We start from the raw sequence: 15,856 nt of genomic DNA on the forward strand, positions 1-15,856 counted from the left end.
AACATAGAATTTCCACACAGATCGGCGCGCACACAAACAACGAAAGGAACTCTCGGCTTGAAACTCACTGATATTGCCCGTCTGGCCGGTGTATCCGTTACGACCGCCAGCTATGTGATCAACGGCAAGGCCGAACAGCAGCGCATCAGCAGCGCTACGGTCGAGCGCGTGCGCAAGGTGGTCGAGGAGCATGACTTCCGCCCCAATCCGCAGGCCGCCGGTTTGCGCAGCCGCCACACCCGCACCCTCGGTTTTATCCTGCCTGACCTGGAAAACCCCAGCTACGCCTGCATCGCCAAAGCGTTAGAGCAAGGCGCCCGCGCCCACGGCTATCAACTGCTGATCGCCAGCTCCGATGATGCGCCTGTCAGTGAATTGCAATTGTTACAGCTGTTTCGCGCCCGACGCTGCGATGCCCTGTTCGTCGCCAGCTGCCTGCCAGACAGCGATGACAGCTACGGCGAGCTACAGAAAGCCGGATTGCCGATCATCGCCATCGACCGGGAAATGGACGCCACGCGCTTTTGCTCAGTGGTCAGTGACGACCATGAAGCCAGCCTGCAACTTACCCGCAGCTTGCTCAAGCCGCTGCCACGACACATTGCGCTGATCGGTGCGCGCCCTGAGCTCAGTATCAGCCGCGCTCGCGCCTCCGGCTTTCAACACGCGCTCGAAGGTTTCGAGGGCGCAGTGATACTCGAACAGGGCGAGGCCTTCAGCCGTGCCTGCGGTCGGCGTCTGGCCGGCGATTTGCTCGAACGGCTCGGGCATTTACCCGATGCGTTGGTCACCACTTCATACGTGCTGTTGCAGGGTGTTTTCGACCTGCTGCAAAGCCACGCGCTCAACCCTGCACACTTGCACCTGGGCACGTTCGGCGACACGCAGTTGCTGGATTTTTTACCCCTGCCGGTCAACGCCATGGCCCAGCAGCATTACCTGATCGCAGAGAAAGCACTGGCCCTGGCGCTGGCGGCCATCGAGAAGGATGACTACCAACCTGGCGTCCACGCCATCGCGCGGACCTTCAAGCAGCGGATTCGCGAGGCCTGAGCATGGCGCTGATCGACACCCACACCCACCTGGACTTCCCGGATTTCGACGCAGATCGTCAGACAGTCCTGGCCAATTGTCGGGCCATGGGTGTGCAACGGTTGGTGGTGCTGGGCGTGTATCAGCGCAACTGGCAGCGCGTGTGGGATCTGGTGCAAAGCGATGCGGGACTGTACGCCGCGTTCGGCCTGCATCCTGTGTTCCTCGATGAGCATCGTCCGGAGCATTTGACGGAGCTAGGCGACTGGCTGACACGGCTGAAGGGCCATAGGCAAGTCTGTGCAGTCGGTGAAATCGGCCTGGATTATTACCTGGAAGCCCTGGACCGCGAACGTCAGCAAGTGCTTTTCGAGGCGCAACTGCAACTCGCAGACGACTTCAAACTGCCCGTCCTGCTGCATGTGCGGCGCAGCCATGCACAGGTGATTGCCACGCTCAAACGCTACACACTGCAACGCAGCGGGATCATCCACGCCTTTGCCGGCAGTCGGGAAGAAGCCCGGGAATACATCAAGCTGGGGTTCAAACTTGGCCTGGGCGGTGCCGCGACCTGGCCGCAAGCACTGCGCATGCACAGGGTCATCGCCGACCTGCCGCTGGACAGTGTGGTGCTGGAAACCGACGCGCCGGACATGCCCCCGTCGATGTACCCGAACCAACGTAACAGCCCGGAGCACCTGCCCGATATTTGCCGGGTGGTCGCAGACTTGATGGGCGTGCGCGCCGACGATCTGGCCGATGCCAGCACCCGTAATGCATGCGAATTGTTCAACTGGGAGTCAGTGGCGACTCCCATTGCTGGCTGAATACCCTCAGACCCGAAACGCGCTAATCAGCTGCTTCAACTCCACCACCTGCGCAGACAGTTGACGGCTGGCGTGTTCAGTCTGATTCGCCCCCTCCGCCGTACGCTCGCCAGCACGGTTGATCTCGACGATGTTTCGATCAATATCGTGGGCGACCGCTGTCTGCTGCTCAACGGCAGTCGCAATCTGCTGGTTCTGATCGACGATCATGCCCACTGCGCCAAGGATATTTTCCAGCGCCCGCTGGACCTTTTCCGATTGGCCCACCGTGCCGTTGGCCACCTCATGACTGACGCCCATGGCCTTGACGGCCGCGCCAACGCCACCTTGCAACCTGGCGATCATTTGTTCAATTTCTTCGGTGGACTGTTGCGTGCGCTTGGCGAGGGTGCGCACCTCATCGGCGACCACCGCAAACCCTCGGCCTTGCTCACCCGCACGCGCAGCCTCGATGGCCGCGTTGAGCGCCAGCAGGTTGGTTTGTTCTGCGATGCTTTTGATCACGTCCAGCACACGACTGATCGATGCGCTGTCGCTGGCCAACTGATTGATCACCAGTACCGACTGATCAATCTCACTGGCGAGCCGGGCGATGCTGCCCTGCTGTGATTCGACCAAGCCACGACCACTCACGGTTTCCTGATTGACACTGTGCGCACTGCTCACTGCCGCTGCCGCACTGCGCGCCACTTCCAGCGCGGTCGCCGACATCTGATTCATCGCGGTGGCAACCTGCTCGATCTGGCTGCGCTGCCCCGCCACCGCCTGATTACTGACTGCCGATACAGACTCGACCTGACTGGCCTGACGTTCGACCTCGACAACGGTTTGGCCCACCCGCTCGATCAAGTCATGAATTTTCATCACGGTGCCATTAAACACCATGCCCAGCTCACCCAACTCGTCGCGGCTGTCAGCCTTGAAACTGGCGGTCATGTCGCCCGCCGCAACTTTGTCCATCACAGCGCCCAGTCGTTTCAACGTCGTCCGGGTCGACGCATAGAAGCCGCCGTACAGGTAAAAGATCAGGAAAAAGACCACCGCCAGTGCCGTCACCAGCAACATCATGTGCGAGCGGTTCTGCACCAGTCGCCCTTGCAGTTCCTGGTTGAGAAACACCAGGGTTGCATCATTCAGTTGATAGGTTTGCGCCATCAGCCCGGTGGTGCGCTGATAAAATTTCTGCCACGGCATATCCAGCGTGTCGGCCGAAACCACCTGTTCTTCGAACAGCTCACTGCTTTGCTTGAGTGTTCCCAGGCTGGCTTTGGCTAACGCCTCAAGTGCCCTGCGCACGGCCGGGCTGGCGTCCATGGCATCTTGCAGTTTCAAACCGTAATCGGCCTGAAGTTTTTCCAGATTCTGCAACAGCTCATCGAAGCGGGTGCTGGCCGATGAGTTAAGCACGCCCTGGCCCAACGAATACGAGCCCATGGCGCGACCATCGCCAATCATCTGCGTAACCATCGGGGTCACACTGGTGACCAGTTCGATCAGTTGCCGCACATCGCTGCTGTCGTCCTGGCCGAGTCCGGCCTGGCTGGCAATGACTTTACTGAAGGTCTGAGCCTTGTTCCGCAGTTTCTCCATCAAGGCACTTTTGTTTTGCAACGAAGATTCTCCCCGTTGCGCCTTGAAGTCGGCGATCAATTCGTCCCGTTTGGTGTTGAAAGCCGCGACCTGAGCGACGTCTGTCGTCAGCGGCGTCAGGCTCTGCAGGGTGTTGAGCAGTGTGGTTTCAAGGGCGCTGATCTGCGCCTCGAGTTCAGCGGCTTGCACGGACTGGCCAAGAATGGCGTTGATCTCGACCAGATCGGTCAGGGTTTCCAGGTCCCGGCGCAGGGACAGACTAGTGCCCAGCAGCTCAAGGCTTTCCAGCTCGGTGCGGGTACCGACCAGCTCGTGATACGCATCACGCACCAGATAAAAGTTGGTGACGAGCATGGGCAGGAAAAACAGGATGCTGATGAGGGTGAACTTCATCGCAAAGCTCAGACGGTTCATCAACGCGATAGCCGGGTACAAAAGGCTCTTCACAAGAAGTCTCCCTTTTCTTTTATTTTTATTGGGTGCCGCGAATCATCCAAATAGCGCAAAGCCACTATTTAGCGATAGAACCTGTATACCTGATATCGACTGGGGGTTTTGTAACTAAAGGTAAACGCGACAGACGCCGCGGGCAGGCGGCGTCGAAGACGGGGGTAATCGTTTACAGGGAATGTCGGCGGTCGTTGATCAGACCAGCAACGTCCACAAGGCAAAGCCTGCATACCAGACTACCGCTGAACGCAGCAGCAGTTCCCAGAGCGCATCAAGGCTGGCGACGCCGTCGGCGCCCACCACCGGCGCGGGTATTTCGCCCGCAACCCGACCGATTTTCGTGACCAACTGGGCAGCACTGATGTTCCAGTTGAGCAGCTCATGCAGCATCACTCGGGTGACGGCGACAAAGTTGCCGACCAACGCAAAACTGGCGGCCAACAAACGCACCGGCACCCAATCGAAAGCATGCCGCAACTGCCCGGCGCGCTCGACCAGTGCCGGGGTTTTCCCATGTTCAGCGGCCAGAGCCAACAGCCGATAACTCAGGGCCGCAGCCGGGCCAAGCAGGAAATACCAGAAGATCACCGCAAAGAAGCTTTGATAGGCCTGCCACAGCAAATAACTCTGAACGCCTTCGAGCAGTTGCTCGCTGTTATCGGCGACCACCCTCATGTCACGCTCCGCTACATGGCTGCCAGCCTGCTCGTCGCCTCTGCGCCAGGCATCGCGAAAGGGCCCCAATGCGGCCAACAGATCGCCACGCCCCAAGCTGTAAATCAACACCAGCAGGTGCACCGGAAACGCCAGCCAGCCATACGCCACCGACTGCAGCACAATCAACACCAGCCCCAGCAGCAACACCGGCAATAGCACCATCAACGCCAGGATCAGCCAAGGCCGAGTGCTCATGCCTGGGCCGGCTTCCATTTTGGCCAACTCCCGCAGCCACACACCGTCACGCTGAACGCGCTGGCGCAGGGCCGAAAACTTCTCTATCCAGACTGCCAGCAGCAACACCAGAAAACTCATTACCCGTCCCTCACTTCAATCCTGCAAAGCAGCTCGATAACGCGCCCAGTCGAAACAGGGGCCCGGATCGGTCTTGCGCCCCGGGGCAATATCGCTATGGCCGCAGATTCGCTGCGTGGTGATACCCAAAAACGTCGCCTGCAACTGCCGGGTCAACTCGATCAGCGCAGCATACTGGGCGTCGGTAAACGGCACATCATCGGTGCCCTCCAGCTCGATCCCGATAGAAAAATCATTGCACGTCTCACGCCCTTCAAAGCTGGACACACCGGCATGCCAGGCGCGGTCCAGACAGGAGACAAACTGAGTGACCACCCCGTCTCGCTCGATCAAAAAATGCGCCGACACGCGTAAATCAGCAATACCTGCAAAATAGGGGTGTTCTGTGACATCCAGTTGATTCTGAAAGAAGGCCTGGACTTTACCGGTCTTGAACTGAGCGGGCGGCAAACTGATGTTGTGGATCACCAGCAGAGAAATGTCAGCGACGGGTCGCGCATTGAAATTGGGCGACGGGCAGTGATGCGCGCCGTGGCACCAACCGCTTGCGGAGTCCAGCTGCATGAAAGGTTCCCTGAACAGACGAATCGATGAGCACAAGTATGCCCTCGATAAGGGGAAGTGGGGCAGCAATATTCAGTGTCTGAAAATACTTTCACCCATGAATTTGCTGCCACTGCCTGCACAGTGGGCCTGTGTCAGGCAGGCAGGTTAATCGCGCTTGAGCCGACGCAGATTGCTGATTACCGATTCCAGCGCTCGATCAAACAGCAACGCATCGTCCAGCAGGCGGATGGCGCCACGACGAAACTCCACAGCCAAGCCCATGCGGGTCTTTTCCAGGACTTTCATGCCTCTGCGGTTAACGAAAATATAACGGCCCGTGGGCTCAATGATGGTCGCCAGCTTGCAACGCATTGCCTGATCGTCATCTTCTTGCATTTCCACCCAGCAGCCCACCCGCAGTGTGTCGACCTGAAGCAGGGCGACATCGTCATCCGCCAAGCGAACCAAGGGCTCGCCTACCGGTTGTTCACCGGCGGCAATCAGGACGATTTCCTCAACCACCTGAACCATTTCAGACGCTGGCTCAGAGGCTGCCAGGTTGTCTTCTTGATGGTCCTGCTGACGTGCGAAGTGGTGAAAGGCCTGCACATGCAAGGCTTCCAGTTGACTGAAAAACTCGCCGGTGGCAAACGGATCAAACGCGGCACTGGTCAGACCATCACGTAACGACTTGAGTAAACCGGGGACCAGATCCAGTAATCGCTGGCGAGCATCGGCTTCCGAATGCAGCTCGACGCTCCAGATCAGATCGTCCATGGCAGCCAGGCCCGCACTCCACTCCGTTGACTGTTCACCGTGCTTCAGGCAGGTCAACAACAGCACCTTGCTCCAGGCTTCCTCCAGCAGGCGCACCACCGCCTCAGGCAATGTCTTGCCCAGCAGACGCTGGTTCAGTTCCTGCTGCACGCGCTGGCGAGCCAACTCGGCCCTGGCGCGACCCTCTTCAGCATCGCGAGTACGCTGTTCCAATAATTCACTGCGCCGACGTTCATCGTTGGTGAACGTCAGAAAGTCCGCGAGCAATTCCGAAAAAATCGCCGGGTCATCAACGAAGTCATTCAGCAGCCGTTGCACGATGTGTTCGACACGCAGGTACAGGCTGTCGCGCAGATTATCGTCACGCCCGCCCCAGCCCAGCGCGGCTGAAGCGATTTCGTTGAGCAGCCGCCGCGCCGGATGGGTGCCGCGGCTGAAAAAACTTTTGTCGAGTACCGCGACCTTGAGCATCGGGATTTGTAGCCGCCCGATCAAAACCTTGAGCGAATCCGGCAAATTGCGGTCATCAAGGATGAACTCGAAGAGCATCGCGATCAGGTTGATCACGTCCTCATCGACCAAGGCCACCACGCGAAACTTGCCACTTCTCATACTGACCCGGGCCAACAACTGATCCAGCTGATTGCGCAGATCGAAATCATCCTGCGCTTCCGGGGTCGGCACGTACTGCTGCAGATGCGACAACAGGCGCAACAGGTCTTGACTGGAAATCGGCTTGGTTTCGGTGCTGGCTTCATTCGGGGGTGTGACGCGGCCACGCACGAGCAAGAGTAACTCCTGCAATGCCGCAAACACCTCTTGCACGTCCTGCTCGAATTTCTGACTGACGCGTGCCGAAACGTCCTCTTCAGCGCCCTGAGACAAACGTCCGCTGGGTGCCGAACGATCAGCGGCACGACGCACAGGCGCGGCTTTGAGTTCAGGAAGAATGCCGTTGTCGATCAACAACTGGTTGGCTTCGGCGTACAGCTGATCAGCATCGGCCAGCACGTACTTTTCAAACAGCTTGAAGATGATCAGTTTGACCTTGATTTCCACGCCAAGGCTGCGCCCTGCCTGCAAAAAGAAATCGCACAACAAGGTCGGCCCCATGGGGTTGGTTTCGTCGCTCAAACGCTTGGGGATGAGGGTGTTCAAACGCGTGGTCAACTGGCCCAAGGCAAAGCCATCGCGGCTCAGCACTTTGGAGACCATCGCCTCCACGGCCACCGTCCTTTCCAGATCGTCGTTGTGCACCAATGCCAGCTTGTCGAAGGACACGGGCGGCGCAACGACCGGTTCGTTCACCTCGTATTGCCCCAGACGCAGGAAGGCCTCAAAAAACTTGTCGAGAAAACCGCGTTCAATGCTTTTGCGCTTGAGGCGCAGGTCGCGCATGGCCTCGAAGAAAATATTCTGTTCTGCGTTGTTGTGCGCTCGATCCGCCATTTCGAACAACGTGTCGTCAGCGTTATCGAACAAGGTTTGCAGCGCGTCTTTGAGTTGCTGTGCGGCTTTATCACGGACTTGCAAGAGTACGACGGGCAACCTGGCCAGCGACGAACTCGCCGTTTGCTCAGGGGTCACCTTATTCAACGGCACCACTTTTCCGTCGTTTTGCATGCAAGCTTCCTCTTGAATACAGTCAAAACCCCTCTACAGACAAGACGTGTAAGCCCCGTCCGTAAAGCGATTTCCTTTAAATTCGATTTTCGTCAAAGTCATGACGTCAATTGCAAGGCGGAGTATCTTGCAAAAGATGTCTGTTGCGCCAGTGAACTCTTCGCCCCGCATAAAATGACCTGCGCTGGGTAGACCTTCAAAAACGCCATCTATCGCACCGCCGTCGATAAAACCGACCAACTGCACGCCAAGGCTTTAGACAAGGGGCGTGTCACGGGGTGGGTTGCGGCGGTGGGGTGCCTTATACTCCGGCCACTTAGAAAGTGGAGCCCGCTATGCCAAATCTACGCCTCGCCCACCTGACTGCCGAAATCGAAGCCAACGTGCGCCGTGCGTTGCTTGAGGACGTTGGCAGTGGCGATATCACCGCCCAATTGATCCCTGCAGAACGCCTCGCCAAAGCCACCATCATCACTCGCGACGCGGCGGTGATCAGTGGCTCTGCGTGGGTGGATGCGGTTTTTCGTCAGCTGGACCCTCGCGTTGCCGTGCACTGGCAGGTCACCGATGGTGATCGGGTCAAGCCCAACCAAGCGTTGTTCCACCTCGAAGGCCCCGCGCGTTCATTGCTCACCGGCGAACGCAGCGCGCTGAACTTTCTACAAATGCTGTCGGGCGTTGCGACGTGCGCACAGTTCTACGCGGACAAAGTCGCCGACACCCAGGTGAAGCTGCTGGACACCCGTAAAACCCTGCCGGGCCTGCGCCTGGCGCAAAAGTACGCCGTCACCTGCGGCGGCTGCCATAACCACCGCATTGGCCTGTTCGATGCCTTCCTGATCAAGGAAAACCATATCGCGGCCTGCGGCGGCATTGCCCAAGCCGTCAGCGCAGCCCGTAAAATCGCCCCCGGCAAGCCGGTGGAAGTCGAAGTCGAAAGCCTCGACGAACTCAACCAGGCCCTCGCTGCCGGCGCTGACATCATCATGCTCGACGAACTGAGCCTGGACGACATGCGCGAAGCCGTCCGCCTCACCGCCGGCCGCGCCAAACTCGAAGCCAGCGGCGGCATCAACGACACCACCCTGCTGCCGATTGCCGAAACCGGCGTCGACTACATCTCCATTGGGGCGCTGACCAAAGACGTAAAAGCCGTGGACCTGTCGATGCGCTTGAGCCTCTGACGTTTCGCCAGGCATGAAAAAGCCCGATCAGTTGATCGGGCTTTTTTTGACGCTGGTGCCGAAAATAGGAATCGAACCTACGACCTTCGCGTTACGAGTGCGCTGCTCTACCGGACTGAGCTATTTCGGCGATGGGGTGAGGCTAGCATCGAGTCGCAAAGCAGGCAATCCGCAGGTTGCAGATAAGATGCGGTATGACCAGAGCTATGTGGGAAGTGACTAAAATCAAAAAGCCCCTGCGAAGAACAGAGGCTTTTTGAATAGATCAAATCTACACGCTCTTCTGGAGTTTTTAGACGCCAGTCTGGGCCTTAGTACACCCACCGGACGTTACACCCACCCAGGTAATTTTGTTTGCGTCGCCCACGTTTGGAGTCCAAGTAACCACACAGGAATTCACGAGCGGAGTACCTGTGACCACAATTGCTGCAGTAGCTGCGGTCAAAGTCAGGCTAGTGAGGTTAGTAGTAGCAGTCGGCAAACCAGGATAACCAACTTGAGTAAGCAATTTGGCTGCTGTATCACAACTTGCAAGGGTGCTGTTATTAATCTGCAAGCACTCAGCAATGGCGGCCTTGACCGGCGCAATAATTGTGTTGTTCTCAGCGAATCTAGCACGAGTGACATAATTCTGATATTGCGGAATCGCGATGGCCGCCAGAATCCCGATAATCGCTACGACGATCATCAACTCGATAAGTGTAAAACCTTTTTGTGCATTCATCGATACTTCTCCACGCGTCAAATAGATGTGCCGTACTCTGTACGAAGCATAGGACGTGCCAATTCCAATGGTCCCATGTAACCGACTTTTCAACGCAGCATTCCCCAACAGCCCTCTCAAGACAAGCAGAAACTGACAATTTTGGTCACTTTCTCGCCTGACATTTGGCAGCACAGCCCGACTGCGCTATAAACCTCCCACTGTCTGTGTCTGGTGGTTTTATGACTGATGTTGTCCTTACCGGTTTGGCCAAGCAATTAGTGCTGACCAACCTGCTAAACGAAAAAGCGGCGCAACAGGCGTATCAACAAGCCCAACGTGGCAAGGTTTCGCTGGTCAGCTACCTGGTGCAAAACAAGCTGGTGAAAAGCCTGGTGCTTGCCGAGATCGCTTCCGAGCAATTTGGGGTGCCGTTCCTGGACCTGAGCAGCCTGGACAAAGACAGCCTGCCAAAAGGCCTGGTCAGCGAAAAGCTGATTCGGCAGCACAATGTCTTGCCGTTGTGGCGTCGCGGTAATAAATTGTTCATCGGGATATCAGACCCCACTAACCACCAGGCCATCACCGATATACAGTTCAATACCGGGCTGACCACCGAAGCCATTCTGGTGGAAGACAACAAGCTCACCGACGCCATCGACAGATTTTTCGACAGCCAATCCTCCGGGATGGGTGATCTCGCCGATGTCGATCTCGAAGGATTGGACGTCGGGCTCGCTGACGATAAAAAGCAGGACGCGATCGCAGGACAAGATGCCGACGACGCGCCAGTGGTGCGCTTCGTCAATAAGATGCTGCTGGACGCCATCAAGCTGGGCTCATCGGACTTGCACTTCGAACCTTACGAAAAGTCTTACCGGGTCAGGCTGCGCACCGACGGCATTTTGCATGAAGTCGCCAAACCACCGATCCAGCTGGCCGGCCGAATCGCGGCGCGCTTGAAGGTGATGGCCGGGCTGGATATTTCCGAGCGGCGCAGGCCGCAGGATGGCCGGATCAAGCTGCGTATCTCAAAAACCAAATCGATCGATTTTCGGGTCAACACCCTGCCGACCCTCTGGGGCGAAAAGGTGGTGATGCGGATCCTCGACTCGTCCAGCGCGCAAATGGGCATTGATGCCCTAGGCTATGAGCCCGAGCAAAAAGCGCTGTACCTGGAGGCGCTGAAACAACCGCAAGGGATGATTCTGGTGACCGGCCCCACGGGCTCGGGTAAAACCGTTTCGCTGTACACCGGCCTGAACATCCTCAATACCGAAGACATCAACATTTCCACCGCGGAAGACCCGGTAGAAATCAACCTGGAAGGCATCAATCAGGTCAACGTCAACCCAAAACAAGGGATGGATTTCGCCCAGGCATTACGTGCGTTTCTGCGTCAGGACCCGGACGTGATCATGGTCGGCGAGATCCGCGACCTGGAGACAGCCGAAATTGCGATCAAGGCTTCGCAAACCGGGCACATGGTCATGTCCACGCTGCACACTAACAGTGCGGCGGAAACCCTGACCCGCCTGCATCATATGGGCGTCGCGGGGTTTAATATAGCGACCGCGATCAACTTGATCATCGCTCAACGTCTGGCGCGCAAGCTCTGCCCCCACTGCAAAAAAGAAATTGATATTCCGCGTGAAACTCTGATCAAGGAGGGGTTCCCAGAGGACCGTATCGGCAGTTTCAAGATTTATGCACCGGTCGGTTGCGAACACTGCAATGGCGGTTACAAAGGCCGTATCGGGATTTACGAAGTGGTGAAAAACACCCCTGCCCTGGCACGGATCATCATGGAGGAAGGCAACTCCATGGATATCGCGATCCAGATGCGTAAAGATGGCTTTAACGACCTACGCACCTCCGGCCTGATGAAGGCCATGCAGGGCATCACCAGCCTTGAAGAAATCAACCGCGTGACCAAGGACTAGACATGGCAACAACAGCAGTTAAGGTCAGTGTTTACGCTTGGGAAGGTATCGACAGGAAAGGCACCAAACTGAAGGGCGAATTGAGTGGGCACAACCCTGCGCTGATAAGGGCCCAGCTACGTAAACAAGGCATTACTCCGAGTAAAGTGCGCAAAAAATCCACGTCGTTTTTTAGTGCTGGAAAAAAAGTAAAATCACTGGATATCGTACTGTTTACCCGACAGATGGCGACCATGATGAAAGCGGGGGTTCCGCTGCTGCAGTCTTTCGACATCATCGGTGAAGGGTTCGATAACCCCAATATGCGAAAGCTGGTGGAGGGGGTTAAACAGGAGGTGGCTGCGGGTAATAGTTTTGCCTCGGCGTTGCGCAAAAAGCCACAATATTTCGACGATCTGTACTGCAGTCTGGTGGACGCCGGAGAGCAAGCGGGCGCGCTAGAAACTTTATTGGAAAGGGTTGCGACCTATAAAGAGAAAACCGAAGCGCTGAAAGCCAAAATTAAAAAAGCCATGACCTACCCCCTCGCGGTATTGGTCGTAGCCTTTATTGTGTCAGCGATTCTTCTGATAAAAGTGGTGCCGCAGTTTCAGATGGTGTTTGCTGGCTTCGGTGCAGAATTACCGGCATTCACCCTGATGGTGATAGGCCTGTCCCAGATACTGCAGGACTGGTGGTGGATCGTCATTGCCGCTGTTGTCGCAGGCATATTCGGCTTCAAATATGCCCATAAACATTCGCAACGGTTTCGCGACGGGCTGGACAGAGGCCTGCTGAAAATACCAATCATTGGGCCCCTTATTTATAAATCGTCGATCGCTCGATACGCTCGCACGCTGTCCACTACATTTGCCGCTGGCGTGCCCTTGGTTGAGGCGCTGGAGTCAGTCGCAGGCGCGACAGGCAATGTTGTATTCAAGAATGCAGTCAATAAAGTAAAGCAGGATGTGTCCACTGGCATGCAGCTGAATTTTTCCATGCGCAGCACAGGTGTTTTCCCCACCTTGGCGATTCAGATGACGGCCATCGGTGAAGAATCAGGCTCTTTGGACGGAATGCTCGACAAGGTTGCGACCTATTACGAAGACGAAGTCGACAACATGGTCGATAGCCTGACCAGCCTGATGGAGCCATTCATCATGGTGATCCTTGGCGTCGTCGTTGGCGGCCTGGTCGTCGCCATGTACCTTCCCATCTTCAAGCTCGGCTCTGTGGTCTAAACATGCCCCTCCTCGACTTCCTGGCCTGCTCACCGCTGGCCTTTGTTTTATCCACCCTGATCCTGGGCCTTCTGATCGGTAGTTTCCTCAACGTCGTCATCTACCGCTTGCCCAAAATGCTCGAACGCGAGTGGAAAATTCAGGCGCGGGAGGTATTGGCGTTACCCCCCGAGCCCATCGGCGAAACGTTCAACCTGATGCTGCCCCACTCCCAGTGCCCGCAGTGCGCGCACACGATTCGTGCCTGGGAAAACCTGCCAGTGATCAGCTATCTGTGTCTGCGCGGTAAATGCTCTGGCTGCAAGGCGCCGATCAGCAAGCGTTACCCTTTGGTTGAGCTGGCCTGCGGTGTGCTCTCGGGGTTTATCGCCTGGCATTTCGGCTTTGGCTGGCCAGCGGCGGCGATGCTGGTGTTGAGCTGGGGTTTGTTGGCGATGAGTCTGATCGATGCGGATCACCAACTACTGCCTGATGCACTGGTGCTGCCGCTGTTGTGGCTGGGTTTGATCGTGAATACCTTCGGCCTGTTCACCAGCCTGCATGACGCTTTGTGGGGCGCAGTGGCCGGGTACATGAGCCTGTGGCTGGTGTTTTGGCTGTTCAAGCTGGTCACGGGCAAGGAAGGCATGGGTTACGGTGACTTCAAGTTGCTGGCGATGCTCGGCGCCTGGGGGGGCTGGCAGATTCTGCCGTTGACGATTCTCCTGTCGTCGCTGGTGGGTGCGGTGCTGGGCCTGATTATGCTGCGGCTGCGCAATGCCAAGACCAGCACACCGATCCCCTTTGGTCCCTATCTGGCGATTGCAGGGTGGATTGCTTTGCTCTGGGGTGGTCAAATAACCGCCTCCTACATGCAGTTTGCCGGTTTCAAATGACCAACCCTGCTTTCAAACCCTGGATTCTCGGCCTTACCGGCGGCATCGGTAGCGGCAAAAGCGCTGCGGCGCAGCACTTTATCGACCTCGGCGTTCATTTAGTGGATGCTGACAATGCCGCACGCTGGGTGGTTGAACCTGGGCGTCCAGCCTTGGCGAAGATCGTCGAGCATTTCGGCCCTCAGGTGCTGCAGGCCAGTGGTGAACTGGATCGTAGCGCGTTGCGCGGCCTGATCTTTCAGGACCCCGAGCAGCGCCGCTGGCTGGAAACGTTGCTCCATCCGCTGATAGGTCAGGAGATCATCAGTTACCTGGCACGCGCCGAATCGCCCTATGCGATTCTGGTGTCCCCGCTGCTGGTGGAGTCCGGTCAGTACAAGATGACTCAACGCGTGCTGGTCATTGATGCCCCGGAGCAGTTGCAGATCCAGCGCACGATGCAGCGCGACAGTACCAGCGAGGAACAGGTGCAGGCCATTCTCAAGGCTCAAGCCAGCCGCGAGCAGCGCCTGCGTCACGCCGATGATGTGCTGATCAACGACCGCGATCCCGCGTGGCTGAAGAGCGAAGTCGAGCGCCTGCATCACTTTTATTTAACCTTGCGTGGAGGCCAACCATGAGCAAACCTTTGACCATCGACTGCCCAACCTGCGGCGCGCCCGTGGAATGGGGCGCTGTCAGCCCGTTTCGTCCCTTCTGCTCTGATCGCTGCAAGCTGATCGACCTGGGCGCCTGGGCTGCCGGAGAAAATACGATCCCTGTCAGCCCGGATGCCGAAGACGAACTGTTTTCCGGCGACTTGCCGTCACACGACCATTGATCAAACGCGACAGCTGATAACCTCAATCAGCTGTCGCCTTTGCGCGGCCCGTCATCGTTCCACGGCGCTTGCAGGTAACGGGTTCGATTGAACGTTTCGAGCCATTCGGGGCAAAAAACCACCAGTGCACTGATCACTATGCCGTTGATAAACGCCTCGGGGAAAATGATCAACCACAGGTAGCCGATAAAATCCTCCAGCCACTCCGGCATGGCGAACAGGCCGTCCCACCACAACACACCTAGTCCCAGCAGCAGGCAGAGCAAGGCCGACAATGCCGCGGCAAAAAAGCCCGAGCAAAAGATGTACACGAAAGGGTTTTTCGGTTGGGCCCGCTCCACCACTACCGCGCAGGCTTCAGTCACAAGCACCGGCAGCACAACCAGGAGCATGCCGTTCACCCCCAGAGCCGCAAGATCCTGCCGCCCCAGCGCCAACAAGCCCAGCTGCGCCGCCAGCCCACCGACAATTGCCAGCGGCCAATCGAGCAGCAAGGTCACCGCAGTCATGCCAATGAAGTGGTACGACACACCGGTATCAAAATCACGCCGCACCAGCCATAGCAGAAACAACGCGAAGACGGTCCCGAACAGCAGGTGTTGACGCCGGCTGTCGGTAAACAGTTCAACCCACGGCGAACGCCACACCGCCCACAACAGCACGGGCAGATAAAGCAGCCAGCCAACAGTCATGGTTTCCGTGGACAGGACCTGTGCGCTGATCATGGTTGATCAAGCGCCTTACGCAATTCATCGGCCGTGCTGAATTGCTGTTCTTTGACCAGCTGCCCGTTATGCAGTTGCAGCCACAGCACTTTGTCGGGGTCACCGGCATAACGCGGCACGACCCGGGCATCGCGATCAAGCATGACCCGGTAGGAGTAAGCGCGCATGGCCGGCACCGCGAACAGCTTGGCGACCAACGCGGGCATCTTCTCGATATCGGCAACGAATACGGTATTGCGCGCTTCCAGGTAGCCCTTGGGCTTGCCCTGCAAAGCGGCGTTCACCAGCTTGGCGGCGCCCATGCTCCGAGCGACCAGCAAGGTTTGCGCCTGGTCATTCAAGGTGTAGGCCTGATCGAACTGATCCAGCAGCGTCCATGGGGCCACCTGCTCGCCGACTTCAAGCGCCTGCGCACCCAGTGGCAAAAGGCAGAGCATTAATACTGACCAAAATTTCACCCGACGCTCTCCTCTGGTACCGGTTTAATTCTTGCTCGCAGTCTACACCGA

The 15,856-nt window shown here is 57.3% G+C and carries 15 protein-coding genes, 1 tRNA gene and 1 pseudogene; 8 read left to right on the top strand and 9 right to left on the bottom strand.

Annotation, left to right across the window (positions count from 1 at the left end; translation table 11 throughout):
• The first annotated feature begins 57 nt into the window (after positions 1-57).
• Both cra and RGU44_RS15710 read left to right on the top strand, forming a co-directional pair.
• Entirely contained in the window at positions 58-1,053 is a 996-nt protein-coding gene (gene cra / locus RGU44_RS15705) for a catabolite repressor/activator (RefSeq protein WP_322181935.1), read from the top strand.
• A complete protein-coding gene (locus RGU44_RS15710) occupies positions 1,050-1,859 on the top strand; it encodes a TatD family hydrolase (RefSeq protein ID WP_322182866.1) in 810 nt (269 codons plus the stop codon). Before cra ends, RGU44_RS15710 begins: the two co-directional genes overlap by 4 nt.
• Positions 1,860-1,865: 6 nt before the next feature.
• On the opposite strand, the gene RGU44_RS25120 is transcribed toward RGU44_RS15710, so the two are convergent.
• The 5 genes and pseudogenes from RGU44_RS25120 to RGU44_RS15730 form a co-directional block, all read right to left on the bottom strand.
• Positions 1,866-2,795, bottom strand: coding sequence for a methyl-accepting chemotaxis protein (locus RGU44_RS25120; protein ID WP_416194651.1), 930 nt, complete (start codon positions 2,793-2,795; stop codon positions 1,866-1,868).
• Positions 2,772-3,863, bottom strand: a pseudogene (locus RGU44_RS25125) (methyl-accepting chemotaxis protein); the annotation flags it as partial. The gene RGU44_RS25120 and the pseudogene RGU44_RS25125, both read right to left, overlap by 24 nt.
• A gap of 231 nt (positions 3,864-4,094) precedes the next feature.
• Entirely contained in the window at positions 4,095-4,931 is an 837-nt protein-coding gene (gene ampE, locus RGU44_RS15720; protein WP_322181939.1) for a regulatory signaling modulator protein AmpE, read from the bottom strand.
• Positions 4,932-4,946: 15 nt separating this feature from the next.
• A complete protein-coding gene (gene ampD, locus RGU44_RS15725) occupies positions 4,947-5,495 on the bottom strand; it encodes a 1,6-anhydro-N-acetylmuramyl-L-alanine amidase AmpD (RefSeq protein WP_322218004.1) in 549 nt (182 codons plus the stop codon).
• A gap of 147 nt (positions 5,496-5,642) precedes the next feature.
• Positions 5,643-7,877, bottom strand: coding sequence for a DUF1631 domain-containing protein (locus tag RGU44_RS15730; RefSeq protein WP_322181944.1), 2,235 nt, complete (start codon positions 7,875-7,877; stop codon positions 5,643-5,645).
• A gap of 335 nt (positions 7,878-8,212) precedes the next feature.
• Here RGU44_RS15730 and nadC point away from each other — a divergent pair, with 335 nt between their 5' ends.
• The gene (nadC, locus tag RGU44_RS15735; RefSeq protein WP_322181946.1) at positions 8,213-9,061 is read left to right on the top strand and encodes a carboxylating nicotinate-nucleotide diphosphorylase; all 849 of its coding nucleotides are present in this window, start codon (positions 8,213-8,215) and stop codon (positions 9,059-9,061) included.
• Between the two features lie 53 nt (positions 9,062-9,114).
• Here nadC and RGU44_RS15740 read toward each other — a convergent pair.
• Positions 9,115-9,191 (bottom strand) — tRNA-Thr (locus RGU44_RS15740).
• 162 nt (positions 9,192-9,353) lie between these two features.
• A complete protein-coding gene (locus RGU44_RS15745) occupies positions 9,354-9,785 on the bottom strand; it encodes a pilin (protein ID WP_322181948.1) in 432 nt (143 codons plus the stop codon).
• Between the two features lie 221 nt (positions 9,786-10,006).
• On the opposite strand from RGU44_RS15745, the gene pilB reads away from it, so the two are divergent.
• The 5 genes from pilB to yacG are packed head-to-tail and all read left to right on the top strand — an operon-like array spanning position 10,007 to position 14,622.
• The gene (gene pilB / locus RGU44_RS15750) at positions 10,007-11,707 is read left to right on the top strand and encodes a type IV-A pilus assembly ATPase PilB (protein ID WP_322218007.1); all 1,701 of its coding nucleotides are present in this window, start codon (positions 10,007-10,009) and stop codon (positions 11,705-11,707) included.
• Between the two features lie 2 nt (positions 11,708-11,709).
• Positions 11,710-12,927 carry a type II secretion system F family protein gene (locus RGU44_RS15755; RefSeq protein ID WP_322218009.1) on the top strand — a complete coding sequence of 406 codons (1,218 nt, stop codon included), beginning with the start codon at positions 11,710-11,712 and terminating at the stop codon, positions 12,925-12,927.
• Between the two features lie 2 nt (positions 12,928-12,929).
• Complete coding sequence (locus RGU44_RS15760; RefSeq protein WP_322218011.1) at positions 12,930-13,802, top strand: A24 family peptidase; 873 nt, start codon at positions 12,930-12,932, stop codon at positions 13,800-13,802.
• On the top strand, positions 13,799-14,422 hold the full coding sequence (gene coaE, locus RGU44_RS15765; RefSeq protein WP_322181956.1) for a dephospho-CoA kinase: 624 nt from the start codon (positions 13,799-13,801) through the stop codon (positions 14,420-14,422). Before RGU44_RS15760 ends, coaE begins: the two co-directional genes overlap by 4 nt.
• A complete protein-coding gene (gene yacG / locus RGU44_RS15770) occupies positions 14,419-14,622 on the top strand; it encodes a DNA gyrase inhibitor YacG (protein WP_322181958.1) in 204 nt (67 codons plus the stop codon). Before coaE ends, yacG begins: the two co-directional genes overlap by 4 nt.
• 26 nt (positions 14,623-14,648) lie before the next feature.
• On the opposite strand, the gene RGU44_RS15775 is transcribed toward yacG, so the two are convergent.
• Both RGU44_RS15775 and RGU44_RS15780 read right to left on the bottom strand, forming a co-directional pair.
• On the bottom strand, positions 14,649-15,347 hold the full coding sequence (locus RGU44_RS15775) for an energy-coupling factor ABC transporter permease (RefSeq protein WP_322181961.1): 699 nt from the start codon (positions 15,345-15,347) through the stop codon (positions 14,649-14,651).
• The gene (locus RGU44_RS15780; RefSeq protein ID WP_322181964.1) at positions 15,344-15,805 is read right to left on the bottom strand and encodes a hypothetical protein; all 462 of its coding nucleotides are present in this window, start codon (positions 15,803-15,805) and stop codon (positions 15,344-15,346) included. The genes RGU44_RS15775 and RGU44_RS15780 overlap by 4 nt, the downstream gene beginning before the upstream one ends.
• Between the last annotated feature and the right edge of the window lie 51 nt (positions 15,806-15,856).

Origin of the sequence: Pseudomonas sp. 5C2 (assembly GCF_034314155.1) — a bacterium.
GTDB lineage: Bacteria > Pseudomonadota > Gammaproteobacteria > Pseudomonadales > Pseudomonadaceae > Aquipseudomonas.

What these genes read in the sequence shown, in the direction of transcription:
- coaE (WP_322181956.1), top strand. Translation starts at nt 13,799, where the DNA reads ATGACCAACCCTGCTTTCAAACCCTGGATTCTCGGCCTTACCGGCGGC.
- yacG (WP_322181958.1), top strand. Translation starts at nt 14,419, where the DNA reads ATGAGCAAACCTTTGACCATCGACTGCCCAACCTGCGGCGCGCCCGTG.
- RGU44_RS15775 (WP_322181961.1), bottom strand. Translation starts at nt 15,347, where the DNA reads ATGATCAGCGCACAGGTCCTGTCCACGGAAACCATGACTGTTGGCTGG.
- ampD (WP_322218004.1), bottom strand. Translation starts at nt 5,495, where the DNA reads ATGCAGCTGGACTCCGCAAGCGGTTGGTGCCACGGCGCGCATCACTGC.
- nadC (WP_322181946.1), top strand. Translation starts at nt 8,213, where the DNA reads ATGCCAAATCTACGCCTCGCCCACCTGACTGCCGAAATCGAAGCCAAC.
- RGU44_RS15730 (WP_322181944.1), bottom strand. Translation starts at nt 7,877, where the DNA reads ATGCAAAACGACGGAAAAGTGGTGCCGTTGAATAAGGTGACCCCTGAG.
- ampE (WP_322181939.1), bottom strand. Translation starts at nt 4,931, where the DNA reads ATGAGTTTTCTGGTGTTGCTGCTGGCAGTCTGGATAGAGAAGTTTTCG.
- RGU44_RS15755 (WP_322218009.1), top strand. Translation starts at nt 11,710, where the DNA reads ATGGCAACAACAGCAGTTAAGGTCAGTGTTTACGCTTGGGAAGGTATC.
- RGU44_RS15760 (WP_322218011.1), top strand. Translation starts at nt 12,930, where the DNA reads ATGCCCCTCCTCGACTTCCTGGCCTGCTCACCGCTGGCCTTTGTTTTA.
- pilB (WP_322218007.1), top strand. Translation starts at nt 10,007, where the DNA reads ATGACTGATGTTGTCCTTACCGGTTTGGCCAAGCAATTAGTGCTGACC.
- RGU44_RS15745 (WP_322181948.1), bottom strand. Translation starts at nt 9,785, where the DNA reads ATGAATGCACAAAAAGGTTTTACACTTATCGAGTTGATGATCGTCGTA.
- RGU44_RS25120 (WP_416194651.1), bottom strand. Translation starts at nt 2,795, where the DNA reads ATGACCGCCAGTTTCAAGGCTGACAGCCGCGACGAGTTGGGTGAGCTG.